At 58.0% G+C, this 21,606-nt stretch carries 14 protein-coding genes; 7 read left to right on the plus strand and 7 right to left on the minus strand.

Annotated features, from left to right (window positions below; all coding sequences use genetic code 11):
• The 5 genes from DHN10_RS03650 to DHN10_RS03670 form a co-directional block, all read right to left on the minus strand.
• A partial coding sequence (locus tag DHN10_RS03650) for an ATP-binding protein (RefSeq protein ID WP_159086900.1) occupies positions 1–2,087 on the minus strand: 2,087 nt, incomplete at its 3' end.
• A 29-nt stretch (positions 2,088–2,116) separates the two neighbouring features.
• The gene (locus DHN10_RS03655) at positions 2,117–5,083 is read right to left on the minus strand and encodes an NAD(P)-binding protein (RefSeq protein ID WP_159086901.1); all 2,967 of its coding nucleotides are present in this window, start codon (positions 5,081–5,083) and stop codon (positions 2,117–2,119) included.
• A gap of 124 nt (positions 5,084–5,207) precedes the next feature.
• Positions 5,208–6,179, minus strand: coding sequence for a hypothetical protein (locus tag DHN10_RS03660; protein ID WP_159086902.1), 972 nt, complete (start codon positions 6,177–6,179; stop codon positions 5,208–5,210).
• Between the two features lie 111 nt (positions 6,180–6,290).
• Positions 6,291–6,857: a phage tail protein gene (locus tag DHN10_RS03665; RefSeq protein ID WP_234416988.1), complete on the minus strand. Its 567-nt coding sequence runs from the start codon at positions 6,855–6,857 to the stop codon at positions 6,291–6,293.
• Between the two features lie 147 nt (positions 6,858–7,004).
• Positions 7,005–8,648 carry an AMP-binding protein gene (locus DHN10_RS03670; RefSeq protein WP_108813928.1) on the minus strand — a complete coding sequence of 548 codons (1,644 nt, stop codon included), beginning with the start codon at positions 8,646–8,648 and terminating at the stop codon, positions 7,005–7,007.
• A gap of 310 nt (positions 8,649–8,958) precedes the next feature.
• On the opposite strand from DHN10_RS03670, the gene DHN10_RS03675 reads away from it, so the two are divergent.
• The 3 genes from DHN10_RS03675 to DHN10_RS03685 all read left to right on the plus strand — a co-directional run bounded on the left by DHN10_RS03675 (position 8,959) and on the right by DHN10_RS03685 (position 11,478).
• Positions 8,959–9,210, plus strand: a complete 252-nt coding sequence (locus DHN10_RS03675; RefSeq protein WP_234416990.1) for a hypothetical protein — start codon at positions 8,959–8,961, stop codon at positions 9,208–9,210.
• Positions 9,211–9,460: 250 nt separating this feature from the next.
• Positions 9,461–10,123, plus strand: coding sequence for a response regulator transcription factor (locus DHN10_RS03680; RefSeq protein WP_108814482.1), 663 nt, complete (start codon positions 9,461–9,463; stop codon positions 10,121–10,123).
• On the plus strand, positions 10,120–11,478 hold the full coding sequence (locus DHN10_RS03685) for an ATP-binding protein (protein ID WP_108813930.1): 1,359 nt from the start codon (positions 10,120–10,122) through the stop codon (positions 11,476–11,478). The genes DHN10_RS03680 and DHN10_RS03685 overlap by 4 nt, the downstream gene beginning before the upstream one ends.
• On the opposite strand, the gene DHN10_RS03690 is transcribed toward DHN10_RS03685, so the two are convergent.
• Together DHN10_RS03690 and DHN10_RS03695 are read right to left on the minus strand one after the other, a co-directional pair.
• Positions 11,475–12,470: a YcjF family protein gene (locus DHN10_RS03690; RefSeq protein ID WP_108813931.1), complete on the minus strand. Its 996-nt coding sequence runs from the start codon at positions 12,468–12,470 to the stop codon at positions 11,475–11,477. The two genes, DHN10_RS03685 and DHN10_RS03690, sit on opposite strands and share 4 nt — an antisense overlap.
• Positions 12,467–13,879: a YcjX family protein gene (locus tag DHN10_RS03695; protein ID WP_108813932.1), complete on the minus strand. Its 1,413-nt coding sequence runs from the start codon at positions 13,877–13,879 to the stop codon at positions 12,467–12,469. The genes DHN10_RS03690 and DHN10_RS03695 overlap by 4 nt, the downstream gene beginning before the upstream one ends.
• A 94-nt stretch (positions 13,880–13,973) precedes the next feature.
• Between DHN10_RS03695 and truA the strand changes: the two genes are divergently transcribed.
• The 4 genes from truA (at position 13,974) to DHN10_RS03715 (ending at position 21,588) form a co-directional block, all read left to right on the plus strand.
• Positions 13,974–14,747, plus strand: a complete 774-nt coding sequence (gene truA, locus DHN10_RS03700; protein ID WP_108813933.1) for a tRNA pseudouridine(38-40) synthase TruA — start codon at positions 13,974–13,976, stop codon at positions 14,745–14,747.
• 106 nt (positions 14,748–14,853) lie between these two features.
• Positions 14,854–16,623 carry an autotransporter assembly complex protein TamA gene (locus DHN10_RS03705; protein WP_108813934.1) on the plus strand — a complete coding sequence of 590 codons (1,770 nt, stop codon included), beginning with the start codon at positions 14,854–14,856 and terminating at the stop codon, positions 16,621–16,623.
• Positions 16,623–20,879 carry a translocation/assembly module TamB domain-containing protein gene (locus tag DHN10_RS03710; RefSeq protein WP_199910628.1) on the plus strand — a complete coding sequence of 1,419 codons (4,257 nt, stop codon included), beginning with the start codon at positions 16,623–16,625 and terminating at the stop codon, positions 20,877–20,879. Before DHN10_RS03705 ends, DHN10_RS03710 begins: the two co-directional genes overlap by 1 nt.
• A gap of 25 nt (positions 20,880–20,904) precedes the next feature.
• Positions 20,905–21,588, plus strand: a complete 684-nt coding sequence (locus DHN10_RS03715) for a hypothetical protein (protein ID WP_108813935.1) — start codon at positions 20,905–20,907, stop codon at positions 21,586–21,588.
• Positions 21,589–21,606 lie beyond the last annotated feature (18 nt).

The raw sequence follows: 21,606 nt of genomic DNA on the forward strand, positions 1-21,606 counted from the left end.
AGGTGTATAAGAGACWSGCGCAGTAGGGCGCTGAACTCATCCGCGCCTGCCTTGTCGCCGGACACGATTGCGTGGGTAAAGCTGCCATAAAATGCCGGGCCGTTGGCAACGGAATAGTCGTTTTGCCGTGCGGCCAGTTTGCGCACCTCATCAAAGGCATCCCGCACGGGTTGGGCTGTAAAGCCAAGCGTTTGCATGCGGATCGACCCAAGCGCGGTATGGCAAGCGATTTCAAGCGCGCGCACATCGACGTCTTTAGGGGCTTCCGCGCAGAGAGTGATCGCTGCAAGGATGTGCGCCTCGGCGTCTTCCATGGCACCCTGGAACAGGGCCCATTGACTGACGGCAAGATAGTTTTGAATAGCCGGAATATGCTGCTGGGCCAACCGCAGGTGGTCGGTCAGAAGTGCTGGGTTCCGGTGTACCGCGTCTGCGTGATGCTCTTGCAGATGCGCGGCCAGCTGACTGTGATAGTCGATGCGCGTGCTGCGCAGCATGCCTTGATAGGCGGCCTGATGCAAAAGCGCGTGTGCAAAGCTCCAACTTGCCTGGTCATCCTTTTGCAGTACGCCCTGCGCGCGGGCCTTTTCCAGATGCGGTTCAAGCGGGCCCGCGTCCCCTGCAATGGCATCAAGCATCTCCGCGTCAAACTTACGTCCGATGACAGCTGCGCATTGCAGTACAGGTTTTGAGGGGCCTGTCGCGTCGATCTGGTCGGCAAGCAAATCCATCAATGAGCCGGGAATGGTCGACGATTGGTCCGCTGCCGTTGGTTTGCGCTTTGACAATTGTTCAAGAAACAGAGGAACACCGGCTGCTTTGGCAATCAACTCGGCCCGCTCGTCTGCGTCGGCCTCGTCTATTGATAACGCGTCCAGCATGACCCGCGCCTCTGCATTGTTCAACGCGTCCAGCGGGATCATCGTGATCGGCAAGGCCCCAAGGTATTTGCCGATTTTTGTGTCCTCGCGGCTGGTCATGAGGATCTGGTAGGCTTTTGAGGCATCGCTTTGCAGGATATGGACCAGCACGCCAAAACTCGCGTTATCAAGCCAGTGCAGGTCTTCGAAGATCATCAACCCTTGCGGCAGCACAGATTGAATAGCCTGCCACAGGCTGTCCTCGATCAGTGATTTCAGCGCGACATTGGACTTTTCCGTCAGCAGACGTTGCCCTTCGGGCAGGCCAAGTGCGAGAGCAAGGGCTTGTATCGTTTCACTTGAAAGAGACCCAAAGCACCGCTCCAGATCGCTGTATTCAGGCAAGGCCGTCCCGGTTTTCTGCATGAGCCATTGGGTGAACGGTTGATAACTGGCGCGGATATGCACGCCGTCAGCCGCGAATTGCGCCTGATCTTTTTCGCCGCGTCCGATATGCCGCACAAGTGCGGATTTTCCGATACCCGCCTGACCGATCAGCAGACAGGGATCATCGCTGGCAGCGATTCGGTCCTGTTCGGCCTGACGTCCGACAAAGATACCGGATTGGTTTTGATTGGCAGCGGGTGTTGCGGGCAATGGCCGAAAGAGTGTTTGCGCCTCGGCAAAACCTTTGAGCATCTCACCAGAGAATTCTTCCAAAGCTATGCCGCCACGCAACAGATTGCGCGTGCTTTCCGCGATCATCACGGTGCCGGGTGTGGCTTTCTCCTGAATGCGCTGGGCAAGGGTTGTGACCATCCCGGTTGCCCGCGGCAGGTTGTCTCTGCCGGTTTCGGCGCGCACGGCAACCTCACCTGTGGCCACGCCGATGCGCAGCTTGATTTTGCTGTCTGGGTTGGCGCTGGCGTCGATTTTTGCAATTGCGTCAAGGGCGGCCGTAACCGCCTTGGAGGCAGATAGCTCATCCGCGCGGGAAAGCCCGAAAAGGGCGACAACACCGTCGCCCAGATATTCGGTCACTTCGCCGTCATGGTCACGAATGACGGCATCACATTGCGCATAAAAGTCCTCCAGCCAAAACTGGAGATCTTCTGCATCTGCGGTACTGGCCATGTCGCTAAAACCCACGACGTCCAGAAAAACAGCCGTAATCTGCTTGCGCTCGCCCCGGCCTTTTGTGGCGGTGGCGCCTGCTGGCTCACTCATTTACTTCCCCTAACACTTCCCGAAAGCCACTATATGCGTGTTTTCTCAGCTTCCAAGCGTGCAATGCGACCGCTATCGAAAGGGTTGGAGAGTGTCCAGCTTGTCCAGATGCGGAAAGCGCCGGGTAATTCGTGCCCTTCCGAGGCCGCCGGGTTGTTCAATCGAAGTGGCTGCGCGACCATTTTGCCAGCTGGTAAATCGGCCAACGTGGCGTCTTCGACGTCGATTTGTGCATGAATACCAGCGCCATGTGCAGCCGTCAGACCGAAATCAAGGTTGGAGAATTGCCATCTGCCAAACTTGTTTTTGGTCACGACAACTTGATTGGCCAGTCGGTCCACCGCGCCTAGCGTCGCATAGTCTGTCATGGGTCGCGCCATATCACGCTGTGCATAGGTGCCGGACCAGATCGGCGAACCGGAGGGTGATTTCACCGAATAATGCCGGTTGCCCATGCTCAGTTGGCCCATCCGTTTGTTGTAGCCATAGCCCCAAATGCCGGCGAGTTGCGGCAGTTTGCTGTTGAGATAAAGGTTCGGCAGATAGGCGTAGGCCCCGTCATGGCCTTCGACCTGCACATAGTTAATGGCGACAATCGCTTCGTAATAATTCCGGAACCCGAACAGCTTTGGCATGATGGTCGGGCGCACGCCCATCTGTTGGTTAGCCAGAATAGAGACCGGGTGTTTGCCATCCTTTGTGATCGCCTGTGGGTGCAGGGTCATGCCTTCGGGTAGGCATTTTTCAAGCTCCTTCGCGTCAACCGCGTGGAAGCTAAAGAAGCCGTCCAGCTCACCCACGCCAAAGAACGGCGTCAGCGGCCAGTTGGCATTCTGCGCGTAAGGGCTTTGCAGTTTGGCGGCATCCGTTGGGCCTGCGTCGGGGGCGATGTCACCTTCGCCGACGATTTCGATATCGGCCCCGGTCAAACCACGTGCCGCGGAAAGGCCCGAGATTGTTGCCGCCTCAACGCAGCCTGCGTTGATGCCGCAGCGTGTCCAGTCACCGGCGATATAGAGGTTTTCAAACCCTGTGCCATCAGCAGGCAGACGGTATTTGACCGATCCCGGAACTGACAGGACATAGCGCTCGGAGCCATAGAAATTTTCGCGGAAATACTGTGCTTTGAATTTCTCGGGTCCAGTTTTAGCGCCTTGGGCGTGTAGCAGGGACATATCGAATTTGCCTGCCTTCTTGGCTCCCGGCCACATCTTGACCAGATCATTGTTAGCCCAATCCTTAACCTGATCCACGAAGGGGACAGTGTCGACGCCTGCGTCATGCGCAGGGCTACAGAAATAGGCGATGGATTTGGGGCCGGGATCGGCCCAGTCTTCGCGCACGATCAGGTCAGACATATCTGCCCAAGTATCAAGTGGCTCGACAAAACCGGTGATCACGGTTTTCAGATCGGCAGGAATATCGCCGATGTTGTGCTTAGCCACCAGATCGTTCCAGCCCATTTCGGCGGCGGTCTTGTCCACCCAGAACTGTGCGGCATGGGTCGCTACGGTGCCGACCTTTTCCATCATCATCTTCCAGCGGTTGCTTGCGGCGACCAACTCACTGGCCATATAAGGCATTGAGCCGAGAGAGGCACCAAGGATGACTTCGTCGAAATCCTCACCTTTCTTCAATGCGTATTTACGCCCCTTGGGGGCCTCTTTTTCACATTCAAAATCAACGCCATCTTTTTCCAACTTCTTGCCGTCGATCAATTGGTCCCAATGCGGTTCTGACGGCCAGCAGGGCAGGTCTTTGACGGTGACGAAGGGGTGATACTCTTCGTGCTCTTTTTTCAGCGCGGCCTGTTCGACCATATCGATGCGGTCGATGTAGGTTTTGGTTTCGTCCAGCGCCAAATGGGTGGCTGCGTTGAAGAATTTGAACTTCACGCCACGGTGCTTGAGCATCTGATAGTAGGGCCCAAAGATGGTGTCGCCCATGCCCGCCATCATCTTGAAAAACAGCGACCCCTTGTAGGTGAATGCAAGGCGCAGCAGCCCGCGAATGGCCGTGCCCGCGCCGACGCTGCGGTGATCTGTGACGCCAGCAGGATAGCCGAAGACATAGTCATAGCAGCCACGGAACACGGCAGAGTAAACCGCTTCCTGGCTGGCACCATAGTGCAGCAACCATTCGCTGATCTCCCAATCGTCAATCGCGTCAAAGCCATCGCGGAACAATCCGTTGTCGATGGTGCCTTTGAAGAAAGCCATTGAGAGGCTGACAAGGTATTTCAACCGCCGTGCTTCGTCGGACAACATACCTTCGGGGAAGGCTTCTTCGTTGAACCAGTTCTGCGCGTGCCCGGTCAGCGCAGCAAGGGTTTGGGTTTGGCTGTCTGTATGGTCGAATGCGTTGTCAGACAGTGATTTTGCGTAGTCGCGAAGGTGGTGCAGCGGAGACGCCTTCTTCAGGTCGAGCTTTGCCGCTCGCATTGGGCCAGCGAATTTCGGCGGCAACGTGTGCGGAACGTCCTTGCCTAGCTCTTCGAGTATCTTCTCGATGAAGTTAGCGATGGTTTCGACCGCCATCTGGAAATAGGCAAATGGCGTGGGCAGCACTCCGCCCGTGCCGGGTTTATTGTCATTGGGCTCGAACTCCAGGAACCACGGATGAATTTCCTTCACCCCATCCTTTTCAACCTCTTCGGCGAGCAGAAAGCGGTTCAACCCGGTAAAGGCTTTGTCCAAAGTGCCCAGCGGTGCATCAGGACTACGCAGGCCCGTGGCGTTCAACTGGTCATAGCAGTCGCGCATCAGCCGGAAGCCGTTTTCATAGAAGCCCGCCCAGATGTGCAGACCATGTTCTTCGATCCGGCCGGCGTGCTTCATGTTGCGCCCGCTGGCCCCCTTGCCACCTAGGCGCCAGCCTAGTTGATAAAGAGTGATCTCATACTCGTCCTGCCAGTTTGGCTGCTGTGTGATGGCATAGGCCGCAGTAATTGCACCAACACCGCCGCCAATGACGGCAATTTTCTTCTTTCCAGACAATTCACTTCTCCCGATCGCTCTTGCAACAATTGAAATATTATACTCGACGAGACTCTGAGTATAAAAATTGTCAAAAATTGTTCACGAATGAGGCTGTGATAAGGAACTGAAAAGATTGTTGAAATTATATCGGAGAAAGTGGACAGGCCCAAGGGGCTGCAACACCGACTGACAACAATGGTATGTCGTTGCCAAGTGCCTGTAGGCCGATATCGCCGTGGTGCATTTGCCCGTTGGGCGCCGGCCAGAGCATATCTGCCAAGCCACGATATGCCGCTAAGTGATCGCCTGCATAGTCGCGCACGATAGGCCCGATGATGCCATCGGTTGCAAAGATATCTTTGGAGGACAGCTGCAATGACAGCAGCGGCGCTGTGCCGTCGTCCTGCATTGTGAAGCTAAAGCCAAGCTTGCCCAGCCTTGGTGAACCAACTTCCCGCATCTGGTTGATGGTGCTCAACAGTGGCGTGGCGGATACGCCAGCGACGTCCGCCAGTTTTGGCACGACCGCATGTGGATCAAGCGTGGTTTCGCAAAACAGTGTGATCTGACGGGTGCTGGCGTTGAACGACAGCATTTGGATGGTCGCATCGGTGCCAAGTTCCCTAAGGCAGGCATTGACCTTAGGCGAGGACACAAGCCCAGTCAGGTCTGCTGCCGTGCCAGGGAATTCCGCATAAAGCGTTGCAGATTCGTGTTCATCGCATTTGTCCAGGCCAAGCCATGCGCCAAAGCGCAGATCAGCATCCCCCTGTGCCGCGCCAATCACCTCGCGCAGGGCGGCAGGTGGTGGCGTGTGGCCCAGCGTCTTGATGAAATCGCAGACCTTGGCCACGCGCCCGTGTGGATCGCTTGCCGGATCGTCCACTTCTGTGCGCAGTGACAAACATGTGCCATGGGCGGAAAAGATCATTTCAACCGGGGAACCAGTGTCGGTCATGGTGCTGTTGCGCCACTGCGCCCAGCCCCCCGGCTGCATGACGCCAATATCATGGAGAGTTCTTTCCAGTGCCTCACCGATCCGGCCTTGCTTGCGCAAATACCAGCACCAGTCCAGGTCACTACGGGATGGGATGATTGTCTCAAATTTCGACATTGGTTCGCCTCGGGAGAAGGATTGGCGCATCAGCGCCACGAGCAACATTAGCTGCGCGCGATCCCGCGCAATGTGTGTTTGGACACAGATGCCGTAACTTTTCAGATTCTGTTAACCGCGGGCCGGGAACGCACCCTGCACAGCAATGATGTAGTTGATGCAGAGCGATGGCTGCATGTTCTCATGCGGAGCGCTGCCGCCGGTCAGACCAACGGTCTTGCTGTTAAGCGGTGTTGTTGGTTCGCTTTTTTGCACATGGGTGCCGCTGGCGGCATTCACATAGATATTGGCCTTGCCCAGCGCTGCGCGCTCCGGTTCTGTGCCGTCGGGCTCGGCCTCTGATACCAAAAGCTCGTGGCGGTGTTCAGGAAGCTGTTTCGCAGACAGGGCCACATTTTCCGCACCCAGTTTCTGCCCCAAACCGCGAGGTGACAAATCAGGCGCATGGCCAGCGTGCATCGGCACACGCCCCCTCAGATCAGGCAAGCAGAATGTCGTGCGCCCATCGCCGCCATATGTTGTGCCCAATATCGCATAAAGCGCCTCGTGATCGGCAATGGCCAAAGCCTGCCCATCACAAAAGGCCCAGCCCCGAGGGGCAAAGTTCCCGCCGAACATGATGATCTGACCGATCAACGATTCCATATCCAGTGTGCCTTTGGCTGATTGAGTGGTCATTCCACTACGCGCCATTCCGAAGACCAAGTCAGTGCCATAACGCACAGACTTCGGTTTTCGGCCGCTGGTTTGCGTTCTCCGCCACACCAGTTTGCGCTGTTCAGGGTGCTGGTGGCGACCCCATCCTATGCTGCCTAAAGAACGGTTTCATTGCTCATCCGGGGCTTCGTTCTCGGCACGGGCGCGCAGGTTTGCGCGGATGATCTTGCTCGTTGTCGTCATCGGCATATCTTTGATGAAACGCACAACGCGCGGGAATTCATAAGCGGCAAGTCGTGTCTTGACGTGCGCTGCGATGTCATTGGCAAGCCTGTCGCTTGGCGCATGTCCTGCGGCGAGTTGAATATAGGCAGCGACGATTGTGCCCCGGACAGGATCGGGTTTGCCCACGACACCGGCCAGTTGCACGGCTGGATGTGTTAGCAGGCAATCCTCGATCTCAGCCGGGCCAATGCGATAGCCACCAGAGCTGATGATGTCATCATCGCGTCCGATAAAGCGGATACGCCCGCTTGGCGTCTTGCAGCCTTTGTCGCCGGTCAGCAGCCAGTCATGACCATCGACCGTGACGAACTTTTCCTGTGTGGCCTCGGGGTTGTTCCAATAGCCCAGAAACATCACAGGGTCCGGTGCGCGCACAGCGATGCTGCCTTCCTCATCAACGGTACAGAACGCACGGTTGTCATCATCAATGACCTCGACCACATGCCCAGGGACGCCAAACCCCATCACGCCCGGCTCTGCCGGTGCGAGGGCCGCACAGGACGATACGATCATGTTGCATTCCGTTTGCCCGTAGAATTCGTTGATTGTCGTGCCGAAAACGTCATGGCCCCAGGCGATGAGTTCCTTGCCAAGCGTTTCGCCGCCACTGGCGACCGATCGCATCGGGACAGGGTTGGTGGGCGTATCAAGCCGCATCAGCTTTAACGCGGTGGGCGGCAGGAAGGCGTTGCGGATGCCGCATTTGCGGATCAGATCGAAGGCTGCCTTGGCCGTGAATTTAGTAAACCGACAGGCCACCACCGGAACACCATGATGCAGTGCAGGCATCAGCACATCGAGCAACCCGCCGATCCACGCCCAATCTGCGGGCGTCCATATCTTGTCACCGGGTTGAGGAAAGAAATCATGGCTCATCTCCACACCCGGCAGATGCCCCAACAGCACGCGGTGCGCATGCAACGCCCCTTTGGGAGCGCCGGTAGTGCCGGAAGTGTAGATCAGAACCGCCGGATCATCGGCATCGGTTTGTGCCGGATTGAAGGTGGTCGGTTGGGTTGCACAGAGGTTGCGATAGTCAACGGCACCATGCTGCGCACCGTCAATGCAGAGGACTTGGTTAAGTGCAGGGAGGGTCAGATTTAGCGCTGCCAGCACTTTCGCCCCATCTGCATTTGTGATGACCACCCGCGCACCGGCGTCTTTCAACCGATGATGCAGCGCATCAGGGCCGAAAAGTGTGAACAGTGGCAGCGCGATGCAGCCCATCTTAGTGATCGCGATATGGGCCACAGCCGTTTCAACACACTGCGGAAGCAGGACCGCGATCCTGTCACCCCTATCGCAAATTTGCGTCAGCGCATTGGCCAGCTGATTGGACATGTCACGCAAAGCGCCAAAGCTGTAGTCCACCGATTGGCCATCGGCCGCGACATCGATGATGGCAAGTTTCTGAGGTGTACTGTCCGCATGCTTGTCACAGATATCGACGCCGATATTGTACGCCTGCGGAACGTCCCATCCGAAACGGGATCGGGTTTCAGCAAATGTGGGATATTTGACGAGCATGACAGCAAAAGACTGGGCAAGGGCCGCCAGACTGTCAATGAACGCAACTAGTCAAAACGATTCGTTTCGGTATTTCGCCATCAGTTTTTCACATCCTCTTTGGTTTTTTGGTTTAATGACGTCAGGTAACTTCATGTTATTATTATTCTTTTGGAGTTTTCTTTGCGAACGGCAAAGACATTAAGCTGTTGAAATTAACTGCAAAATATTCACCCATATAGGCCGCTCCCGATTTTTTGTGGATCAAGTGAACTGAAAATTAACATCTAGTTCCGTCCATGTTCACAATTGCATTGCCATGTTCTCCGTGTTGGAGCCGAAACCCGCGCAAGGCGCACATATTGACCCGATGACGAAACACCACTCACGAAACGCCTTCGTCGATATGAATCAGTTTCACTACACTCAGGCCCAGGCCGATGAAAGCGCAGGCAAACCAGACCTTGTTGAGGGCCTGCGCTTTCATCGCGCCACGCACAGCGCCCGCTTTCCAAATGTTGATGAACTCGTCGGCAGGCTGAGCAATACCGCGCTGGCCAAAGCATCCAGAGTCTACGCCTGACCCTCAGCACCGAGCGCTGATATTGTTTTACCATGATCTGATCAGTATTCTCCAAGGATGTGGCGCACTTTGCTGTGCATATTTGTTTGAACAGCGGTCGCGAAATGGATGCGCAACTCTTATTTGAGGTGGTGTCTGTGGTTTCCCGCCATACTTGTGCAACGAATCAAATTTTGAGCAGGACGAAGAACGGCAACAAGCGTCTCACAATCGCCAAATTTCTGCCATTTGGCAGGGCTACGAGAATTTTATGCGTATTTTACTTGCTGAAGACGAGCCAATGCTCGCAAATCAAATCAAATCAGTCCTGTCCACCGAAGGACTGGCTGTGGATTTGGCCGTAGATGGGGCCGAGGCTCAGTTTTTGGGCGAAACAGAACCCTATGACGTGATTGTCTTGGATCTGGGATTGCCGATCCGTGACGGAATCACGGTGCTTAAGAACCTGCGGGCCGGTGGGAATGATACGCCAATTCTTATTTTGACAGCGCGCAACGACTGGACCGACCGCGTTGATGGTCTGGATGCTGGTGCCGATGATTATGTCACCAAGCCGTTTCACATGGCTGAACTGTCAGCCCGTGTGCGCGCAATGATCCGGCGCAAGGCTGGCAAGGCCAATCCCGTCTTTTCGCGTAATGAGGTCAGCTTTGATAGCCGCACAAATCAGGTTATGGTCAATAATGTTCCTATCAACTTGACCGCTCAGGAAATTGCAGTGCTGTCTTATCTCTTTCACAATGCCGGACGCTTGGTGTCACGGACAGAGCTGTCGCAACACATCTATCAATACGAGGGCGACCGCGTTTCCAACACGATAGCGGTGTTTGTGAACCGGCTGCGCAAGAAGCTGGGCAGCGATCTGATCGAAACCGTCCGAGGCCGCGGCTACGTGATCAAAGCGGTGGCATGACCTCTCTGCGGACACGCGCTGTTACCGGCGGTATCCTGTTGGCAGTGGTGACGATTGTTCTGGCGCTTGCCGGTTTGGGGTCGTTCATGAACGCCCAGACCCAGACACGGTTCACCGATTTGCTGCGAAACCGTCACTCGCAGGCGATTGTTGCAGCGGCGAGCTATCTGGACAGACCTGATAAATTGGGCCGCACGCTTGGTGATCCAGCCTACCAGCGCCCATTTTCTGGCGAATACTGGCAAATCCAGTCACCCGAAGGTGCCGTCTATAGGTCGCCATCCCTGGTCAAGGCTGCTTTGCCAGCGCCTACAGGCTCAAGCACAGAGCGTCGTTCGATTGAATATGTCGGCCCAACGGGCAACCTGGTTGTCGGAATATCCCAATGGATCATATTGGACGATGGGTCGCGCTGGCATGTCCAGGTTGCGTCCTCGCTGGACCAACTGGAGGCCGAACTCGATGCTGTGCGTCAGTCCCTTCTCAGTGCCTTTGCCATCGTTGCCTTTGTTGGCGTGTTGGGTGCCCTCGCGCAGGTGGCCATGATCCTGCAGCCCCTAAATGCGCTGCGCAAAGATGTCTCGGCTCGGTGGGAGGGTGAGAATGGATTGGAAGTGGAAAGCTACCCCGTCGAGGTCGCCCCACTGGTCACAGACATCAACGGTCTGATGGACCGCAATCGCGATATCATTCGACGCTCGCGTAGGCAGGCGGCGGACCTTGCCCATGCGATCAAAACGCCATCGGCGATTATGCGTAATGAATTGGGTGCATTGGAAAACAAGGGCATGCCGGTGCAAGATGCGCTTGAGGCGCTTGACCGTTTGGATGCCCAACTCAAACGTTCGTTCGCCCGTATGCGTGCGGATGGTGGCGAAAATGCTGTGGGTGTGTTTACTGATCTGGACGCTGCATTGGGTCGCATGCAACGCGCCTTTTCCGCTCTTGCACGCAACGCCGAGAAAGAGTTTTCGGCGGACTATGAGCCAGATTTGCGCGTCCGCATGGATCAAAGTGACTTTGAGGAGGTCATGGGAAATCTGCTCGACAATGCGCTGAAATGGTCTGAAGGCCGGGTTCTTCTGACTGCCAAGCGTAGCGACGACAATTCCGTCATAATCATGGTTGCCGACGATGGGCCAGGTATCCCCCAAGAAGAGATTGCGCAGGTCACACGCAGTGGCCATCGGCTCGATGTGTCCAAACCCGGCACCGGCCTTGGCCTCGCTATCGCGTCAGACCTGATCAATGCCTATGGCGGCGATATCCTTCTGAGCCGTTCTGAGGTGTTGGGTGGCTTGTCGGCTGTAGTTCGTTTGCCCAGCAGTGGAAGCAGCTCACTGGACCATGGTTAGCTGCCACTCCGCCCGAACAAGCCGCTGAGCGCACGGCCTACCAAACCGCTGACCGAAGGGCGTTTGCTGGCATGAAAAGGTAGGGGGCGGCAGACTTCGATCGCAGCGACGCCAACCCGTGCCGTCAACGCTCCGTTCACAACGCCTTCGCCGAAGCGCCGGGATACTTTCGACAGCACACCGCCACCGGCTACGGACCCGATCAGATCATCTCCAACCGCCACTGCTCCGGTTGCTACCAGGTGAGTTAGTACGCTGCGCGTCAACCGCCAACTTCCCAAGGTGCCCGACCGACCGCCATAGATTTCGGCAATCCGTCGGATCATGCGCAGATTTGCCGTCAGCGCAGTGAAAAGATCAGCAAGGGCAAGCGGGACGATGGCGGTTACGGTTGCGACCTGTCGCGCTGCCGCTTCGACCTCGCGCTGGGCGCGGGCATCTAGCGGCGCGAGGACCGTCATTTCGGCAAGCCCCAGCAACCCGTCAGCATCCAGCACATCGGCCTGACGCGATTGCAGCTCTGCCCGGCCCCACGATGTGTCCTCGCGGTCGCCATAAAGACCGACTAGTGAAGTGACCACATCCCGCGCCGTGCCCAAGGTGTTGCTGGTTAGCGCTTCACTGGCTTTGCGCTGGATGGCATCCAGCCTGCGCAACCGCGCAAATGCCGCCAACTCGCGCAGGCCCATCACCAGTAAGACCAGTAGCAACAGCGCGATCAGCCCCGTCGCGATCCCGCCCAGAATGGGTGACCGCGCCAGAAGCCCGGAGATGTAGTCCCAAGCAGCCAACGAGACGACAAACCCGACAAGCGCCAGCAAAAGCGACCAGAACCAACGTGCCAGCCGCGATGGCTTGCGTGCGGCAATGGCTGCAACCTGCTGCATTGCGGCCCCTTGCGGTCCCTCTGACGCATCAATCAATGCTGGTGCGATCTCGGGGCGTGCTGGCTCTTGATCATCAAGGTTGATCAGCACCGGTCCGTTAGTCATAGCTTATCCCCCAACAGAAACTGTGCCGCCTTGTCCAGCCGGATGTGCGGCAGTCCATCACCGGGCCGCCGGGTCAGCGTTGCTGGGGCGAAATTCATCACGCTATAGTCCGCATCAAGCCAGCTATCGGACCCATTGCGCGCAGCACTCAGCAACTGTGCAGGATCATCGGGCAGTTTGCCGGGATAGAACGCCGCCTGCTTGCCGTTCTCAAGTAGTCGCCCGCGCACAACACTAAGCGGCCCATCGCGATGGTCGACGGTTTGTTCAACCGTCGTGCGGAGTGCTGCAATCGACATGGCACCGGTCTGCGCTCCGGCGAAGTCGGCCCGGTCCTTGGCCTCGCGCAGCAGGGCCTGCGTGATCGTGGTCAGTTGTGGGTGTTGGCTGTGATGCAGATGGTCGGCCTTTGTTGCGGCAAAGAGAATCTTTTCCACCCGCCGTCCCTGAAAAATGCGCGACAGGAAGGCGTTGCGACCCGGTCGGAACGCCCCAAGGATACGCGCCATCGCGCCGCGCAGATCGTCCAACGCGGCAGGGCCTGCGTGGATCGCCCCCAACACATCAACCAAGACGATCTGCCGGTCAATTTTGGCAAAGTGGTTGCGAAAGAAAGGTTGCACAATGTTGCGCTTGTAGCTTTCGAAGCGCCGTTCAAATTCCCGCCCCAAAGACCCGCGCGGATACCGTCCATCGGGCAAGGGCGCAAACGTCAGCACCGGCGATCCTGCCAAATCACCCGGCAACAGGAACCTCCCCGGCGAACAGTCGGAAAAACCCGCCTCGCGTGCCTCTTGCAGATGCGCAGTGAAACGCTCTGCCAGCACCTGCGCTGCGGGTTCGTCCAGTTTGACCGTAGGATCGACGCCGGCGACAAGGGCCACATAATCTTCGCCACCCGGGCGCCCTTTGGCGCGGGCAAGGGCGGCCTGCGACCATGCGGCAAAGCTCTGATCAAGTAAACCAAGGTCCAACAGCCATTCGCCGGGATAGTCCACAATATCGATATGCACCGTGCGCGGCCCCGACATGCCCGCAAGCAGGCCGCTAGGCTGCACCTTGAGCGACAGACGCAATTCGCTGATCCGTCGCGTGCCACCGGGCCATTCTGGTGTGGCCGATGTCAAGCTATCCAGATGCGCCTCATAGCGAAAACGCGGCACAGTGTCGTCGGGTTGCGGCTGTAGATAGGCGGTGCGGATGGCCCCATTCGCTGCTGCCTCAAGCTGGGGCATGCGGCCCCGGTCCATCAGATTGGCCACAAGCGAGGTGATAAACACAGTTTTGCCCGCCCGCGACAGGCCTGTCACCCCAAGCCGGATCACAGGATCGCTAAATGGTGCGCTCAATGTGTCGCTGACACCTTCAACGGTGCGCGTGATCTGATCGGCAATAGAGGCGATGACCAATGTGGGTCCTTTCAGTGCTTTGACCGAAGATAGGGGCGCGGCGGCGCGATGTGTAGGGATTGATTTTGGCGGTTCGTCCCCCTAATCGGGTCGGATGCCCCGTTTTGCCCTTCTTGTTGAATATCATGGCGCACCCTTTGCAGGGTGGCAGCGGCAGCGTGACCAGCCCTCGGTGCAGGGCGCGATTGAGGCGGCATTGGCCAAGCTGGAACCGGGTGAACACACAATTGCCGCCGCCGGGCGTACCGATGCAGGCGTGCATGCCAAAGGGCAGGTGGCCCATTGCGACCTGGCACGCGATTGGGATCCGTTTCGCCTGTCCGAGGCGCTGAATTTCCATCTGAAACCTGATCCGGTGGCCATTGTGGCTTGCGCACAGGTGGCGGACGATTGGCACGCACGCTTTGATGCGATTGAGCGGCAGTATCTGTTTCGGCTAATTGCAAGGCGTGCGCCTCTGACGTCAGAGGCGGGGCAGCTATGGCGGGTCAATCACACCCTTGATGCTGCCGCGATGCAGGCCGGGGCGGACCAGCTGATCGGTCAGCATGACTTTACCACCTTTCGGTCCTCGATTTGTCAGGCGCAAAGCCCGGTCAAAACGCTTGATGAATTGCAGGTCGAAGTCGTGCCACGCAGCGTGGGTACCGAATACCGCTTTTATGTCCGGGCGCGGTCATTCCTGCACAATCAGGTGCGCAGCTTTGTCGGCACGTTGGAACGTGTCGGCGCGGGGGCATGGACGCCAGATGATGTCGGTGCCGCGCTGGCCGCAAAGGACCGATCTGCCTGTGGGCCGGTCAGCCCGCCGCAGGGTCTGTACCTTGCTGCTGTTCGATATCCAACCAATCCCTTTGACCCAGCGTAAAACCATCCCTGACCGTGAAGTGAATGGCAAATGGCCTATCGGTTGGCTACACCTTGTGTGACGCATTATGTTGTTGCGTGCAGTAGAGTGAAGGGGTCAGTCGTTTATGTTGAAACAGCTTAGCGCAATCGCGATTTTCTGCGCATCTTCTGTTCAGGCACAAGACGTCAGGCTGGTTTCCGATTCCGCCCGCAGTGCCTTGAGGGAAGCCTCGCTTCTGCACGATCTGGATGAAGATGCCGCCCCGCAGGACTATATTGCTGCCGCCCGTGCCGATTATCGCAGATTGCTGACTGCGCTCTATGCCTCGGGCTATTACTCGGGCAGCATTTCGATCACTGTGGATGGTGTAGAGGCGGCCAATATCGCACCACTCGCTGCACCTGATGTCATTGGCGAGGTGGTGATCGCTGTCACACCGGGCCCGCGGTTCCGGTTTGGGCAGGTTGATATCGCGCCGCTGGCACCGCAAAGCGTTCTGCCGGTCGAACTTGCGCCCGGAGAAAGGGCGCGGTCTGGCACCATTGGTGACGGCGTGTCGGACAGTCTGCGCGATTGGCGCGATTTGGGCTATGCCAAGGCCGCGGTGACAGAGCAGTCGATCATCGCCCGGCACGAGGCCAATGCGTTGGATGTGTCCGTCACGCTGGCCCCCGGCCCGCGCCTGCGCTTTGGCCCCCTGAATGTATCGGGAACAAAGACCGTCAGCGATGCACGTGTGCGACAGATTGCAGGCCTGCCCGCAGGTGCCGTCTATTCCCCCGATGAGATCTCAGCGGCGGCGCGGCGTTTGCGCCGCACCGGCACATTTGACAGCGTGTCGTTTACCGAAAGCGATGAGATCGGCCCAGACGATACGCTAGCCATCAATGCGCAACTGTCTGATGCCAAGCCGCGCCGCTTTGGTTTTGGGCTAGAGCTATCTTCGATCGAAGGTCTGACCGTTTCGAGTTTCTGGCTGCATCGAAACTTCTTTGGCGGAGCAGAGCGTCTGCGGGTCGATGCGGAGGTTTCAGGCATTTCGGGTGAAACGGGTGGTATCGACTATTCGCTGGGCGGCACATTCACGCGTCCGGCCACTTTTGGACCGGATACAGAGTACTTTCTCACCGGTCGGGTATCGCGCGAGGATGAGCCGGAGTTCCTGCTTGATAAGATCGCGGTAGAAACCGGGTTTTCCCGCATCCTAAGCGATGACCTCACCGTGCGCGCTGGTGTTGGACTGCTGCGCGCGCGCGAAGAAACCGATGCAGAGACCCGGCAATATACGCTTTTCACGCTGCCCCTTGATGCAACGCTCGATCGGCGGGATGCGCCGGGAGATGCCAAAGAGGATTACTACATTGACCTGACTGCAACACCTTTTGTCAGCATCGATGGCGAGATCACCGGCGCGCGCCTTTATGGCGATATCCGCGGTTACTATTCCGTGGGCGAAGAAGACGGGCTGACATTTGCGGCCCGTGGCCAGATGGGTAGCGTTCTGGGGGCAAACCTGTCCGAGGCGCCTGCTGACTTTCTGTTTTATTCGGGTGGCGGCGGTACCGTGCGCGGCCAACCATATCAGTCCTTGGATGTTGAACGTCTGGATGGTGGCGAAATCGTCACCAGCGGTGGCGCGTCTTTTGTCGGTGCCCAGCTTGAGGCGCGTTTTCTGGTCCGCGAGAGTATCTCGCTGGTAGGCTTTTATGATGTGGGCCACGTGAGTGCCGGATCTACCCCCGGCGAGGATGGCGACTGGCATGCGGGCGCAGGCGTGGGTCTGCGCTACAACACCGGAATCGGCCCCATTCGTCTTGATTTGGGCACGCAGGCCAGTGGCGATGATGCGGGCGAGGATTTGCAGGTTTATATCGGGATTGGGCAGGCGTTTTGATGCGGTTTTTGATCATATGTACCCTGAACCTTGCACCTGTCTGGGCCGCGGCCCAAAGCCAGGAAGACGAAGATAAGGGCTATCTGACAACCTTGATCGAAGACAACCTGTCAAGCGTCAGCAGCCAAGTGAATATTCAGGGGTTTGAAGGCGCGCTGAGTTCCGCCGCCTCGATCCAGAGCCTGACAATTTCCGACGCCGAAGGGATCTGGCTAACGCTCGAAGACATTGTGCTGGAATGGAACCGCAGAGCGCTTTTGCGTGGTGCGATTGATGTGCAAGAGTTGAGCGCCGCGCGGATCATCGTGGCCCGCCCGCCAATTTCCGAAGACACAGGACCTGCCCCGGAAGCGGCACCTTTTTCGTTGCCAGAACTGCCCGTCAGCGTATCGCTTGATCAGCTTAACATCGCTGAAATTGCATTGGGCGAGGCGTTCCTGGGTGAAGAGATCAGCGTGTCACTCACCGGGTCGGCCCAACTAAGCGGGGGCGAAGGAGCTGCCAACATCATCGCCACGCGTTTGGGCCCCAAGGCAGGTGTGTTCGAACTCAATGGCGCCTACGCCAATGCGACCCGCGTGCTGGACTTGCTTTTGAACCTCGAGGAAGGCCCCGACGGGATTGCCGCGCGCATCATCGATTTGCCGGGTAGGCCGGCTGTGCGTTTGTCGGTTGAGGGCAATGCACCCGTTGATGACTACGCCGCGACCCTTGCGATTGCCACCGATGGGCAGGACCGGCTGACGGGAGAGTTCGCACTGGCGAATGCCAATGGTGCGCAGCGGATTTCTCTGAACGTTGGCGGTGATGTTTCGCCGCTGTTTGAGCCGGCGTATCAGGGATTTTTTGGTACCGATGCCAGCCTGTCGGCAGAGGTGATCCAAACCGCGGATGGCGGTATCGATATCCCGGCGCTCAATTTGGATGCAGGGCGCGTTGCCCTGACTGGAGCCCTGCGGATCGGCAACCAAGGCTGGCCGGAATTGATTGATCTGCGCGGAGGCATCACCCCTTTGGGTGGTGAGAAGGTGCTTTTGCCACTGTCCGGCCCAGAAACCCTTGTTGATGGCATGGACCTGACCGTTGCTTATGATGCCACCCGGTCAGAGGATTGGCAGGTTGATATCGGGATTGCAGGGTTTGCGCGTCCGGGGCTTGATATTGAAACGCTCAGCCTGACCGGCGGGGGTGTCTTGCGCCCCGGAGAAGGTGCAGATGTGGGTGCTTTCACTGCTACGTTGGAATATGGCGCGGAAGGCTTGTCGCTGGATGACGCCGGTGCGTCGCAGGCCTTTGGCGACGCGATTGGCGGTGTGTTTGAAGCATCGCGCGGTGAGGGCGAGCAGACCGAGATTGGCCGCTTTACCCTAAGCGGTGCAGGCCTTGAAGCCGAGGCGCGGGCAACAATCGCGGGCCCTGATGCTGGATTTCGGACAATTGCCACATTGGACGCTGATGTCGCTGGTCTGGCGCGCTTTTCCACCTTTGTTGGTCAGAACTTGGGCGGCGGCGCTGCCGTCAACGTACAACTGGACACCACGCCGTTGGATGGGTTGTTCAATGTCGTTGTGACCGGTGACACCGACAATCTGTCGATTGGTTTTCCCGAGGCGGACCGTGTTTTGGCCGGGACGGGCACCATTGCGGCCACAGCTGTGCGCGACACGGATGGCACCCGGTTGGAGGATCTGTCGGTCAGGACGGATGCCGCCAATCTGCGGGCCTCAGCCGAACTGACAAGCGATGGGGCAGAGGCGGAGTTATCTGCCCAACTCAATGATTTATCGCTGGTGGTGCAAGAGCTGACCGGCCCGGCAATCGTTGCGGGTGATGTGGCCCAGCGCGCGGATGGCACGATTGCATTTAACCTTGCAGGCAATGGCCCAGCGACCAGTTTTTCGACGAGCGGGACAGTCAATCCGGCTGAGGTGGGCCAGACGATCAACGCCAATCTGGCTGCCGATATCCGAGATCTGAGCCGCTATGCCGCATTGACCAACCGTCCTTTGTCCGGAGCGGTCAATCTGGAAGCCCGCGGTGTTTTGCTGAGCGATGGGTTGCGGTTTGATGCAGATATCAGCGGCGATACCCGCAACCTTGTGACTGGCACACCCAAGATCGATCCGCTGCTGGCGGGCCGTGGCAGCTTTCAGGCGGCGATAGCGCGGCCAGCAAATGATAGCTACCGTTTGTCGGACCTCCTTGTCCGCACGCCCCAGATGCGCCTACAGGGCCAAGCAGATGTGAACCTTGCAGGATCGAACAGTGCTGATCTGTCGTTTCGCATCAATGACGCGAGCTTGCTGGATGCGAGCCTGAGTGGGCCGATCACGCTAAACCTGAACGCCGAACCGGCGCCCGATGATGCGACTGCCGCGGTGCTGAACATCGCTGGGCCGGGGACGGAACTGAGCCTAGATGCGGTCGTTGCCGCGCCCGCGAATGGCTATGAGGTTGTCGGTGATCTGGCCGCTAAGGTTGACAGCCTTGCCACCTACGCGGGCATGATTGGACAACCGGTCAAGGGCAGTATCGATCTGACGGCCTCTGGCCGCATTCTGCCCGACCTGACCCGTTTTGACAGCCAAGTCACCCTGCGCAGCGAAGACCTTGGTATCGGTAACCCGACACTTGATGCGCTATTGGCTGGCACTGGCCGGATCAACGCCAATATTGGGCTTGAAGACGAAATGTTGTCCTTGCGCACCTTGGAAGTCTCCACGCGCGAGGTGTCGATTGTTGCGGCGCTGAACGGCAACGCTGGCATTGGGCAGGGCAGGTTCAACGCCAGTTTGCGCGATGTTGGCGTGCTGACCGACCAGATCAGCGGCCCTGTGCGCGCCACCGGTAGTGCGTCGCTGGATGACGCGGGGAATTGGGGGATTGATGCCAATGGCACTGGTCCCGGCGGTTTGGCCGCGCGGATTGTGGGTGATTATCGCCAGAACGGCACGCTGGATATTGATGTGAACGGCAGCGCACCCTTGGCGCTGGCCAATACTGCCATTGATCCGCGCAGGCTGAGCGGGAACGCCAACTTTGATCTCAGTGTGAATGGTCCGGCGGATGTGTCATCCCTCAGCGGGCAGATCACCTTTGCCAATGGACGTCTGGCCGCGCCAAATCTGGGCGAGGCTCTGACGGATATCGGCGGGCAGATTGCGCTGGGCGGAGGTACGGCACGTATCGATCTGACGACGCGGGTCGAAAGCGGCGGCAGAGTAACCGTGAGTGGCCCCATCGCGCTAAGCGGTACCAATCAGGCAGAGGTGACCGTCGCGCTGCGCGATGTCGTGCTGCAGGACCCGGAACTATATTCTTCGCGGGTGTCAGGCGACATTACCCTGAACGGACCCTTGCAGGGTGGGGCGCGGATCAGAGGGCGACTGGAGCTTGGGCAGACCGATATTCAGGTGCCATCATCATCGATCAGCACCTTGGGTGAACTGCCCGCGGTTACCCATGTTGGCGCGCCCGTCGATGTGCGCCGGACATTGGCCCGTGCAGGGTTGCTTGGTGACGGCCGCGAGAGCGGCGGCAACGGCGGCAGCAGCGGCCCGGCCTATCCGTTAGATATCGTGATCAACGCGCCGTCGCGTATCTTTATTCGGGGACGCGGATTGGACGCGGAATTGGGGGGCCGCCTGACGATTGGCGGTACCACGAATAATGTGATCCCCGTGGGGCGGTTTGCGCTGGTCCGGGGGCGTATTGATATCTTGCAGCAGCGGTTCCAACTGACCGAAGGCGTGGCCGCTTTGCAGGGTGATTTTGATCCGTTCATCAGGTTGGTTGCGACGACGGAAACCGAAACTGGCACCGTGATCAGTATTGTTGTTGAGGGGCCAGCGGGCGAGCCTGAGGTGAGTTTTCTGTCGGTTCCTGAATTGCCGCAGGACGAGGTGCTGTCGCAACTGATCTTTGGTCGCGACCTGCAAAGCATCAGCCCCTTGCAAGCGATCCAGCTTGCCTCGGCCATCAGCACATTGGCTGGGCGTGGCGGTGGGGCGCTGGACAATCTGCGCTCGAACATCGGCCTAGATGATTTTGACGTCACCACCGATGAAGAAGGCACTGCTGCCGTGCGTGCAGGCAAATACCTGAGTGAAAATATATATACGGATGTGACGGTCACCAGCGAAGGCGGCACAGAGGTCAACCTGAACCTTGATCTGACCGATGAAATCACAGCCAAGGGCAGTGTTGATCAGGACGGCGAAACCGGGATCGGGCTTTTTTTTGAGCGTGACTATTAAGGCGATCACTAATCCCCGCGCTGTAATGGCCGCACAGAACAATGCCGATTGGTATGCGATGATGTGGGATATTCGCGGGCTACGTTACCTGCGCGATGCGCATGGGTTTCGGGCGATTGACCCGCCACCGCCGTATCATAGTTGGGTCACAGCGATTCAAGGCGCGCCGATTGCACAGTTGATTGCGCCGCTGCTGGACCGCCCTGGTTTTGGCGTGAAAGATGCCAGCGGTCAGTTTGATTTGTCTGACCTCGCCTTGCGCAGGCTCATTTCCGCGTCATGGTTATGGCATCCCCCCGATGCGGGTGCTGAGACGCATGGATGGGAGCAGATCACAACCCCTGCCGCTCTTGCCCGGTGGGAGGTGGCGTGGAGGGATAGTTCCCCTGCGGATCAACGCCAATTTCCCGATGCCATTTTGGCGCGTGAAGACGTAAGCCTATGGGGGCGTAAGGCGCCCCAAGGCTATGACGCGGGTGTGATTGCCAATCTGTCAGAGGATTGCGTAGGCCTGTCCAACCTGTTTGGTACAAAGGCACGGCCGGCGGCCACGGCACTTTGTGCGGGTTTTGGCGGTGGGTTGCCGCTCGTGGGGTACGAGTGGTGTGATGACCTGACCACAGCACTTGCGTCGGGGTGGAAATCTACGGGCGATCTGGCGGTTTGGGTCAAGCCCGACGAAAGCTGCGCGCCTCATGGCACGGGCTGACGGCGCAAGCATTGTAGA

Source organism: Loktanella sp. Alg231-35, from assembly GCF_900143545.1.
In the GTDB taxonomy this organism is placed as follows: Bacteria; Pseudomonadota; Alphaproteobacteria; order Rhodobacterales; family Rhodobacteraceae; genus Yoonia.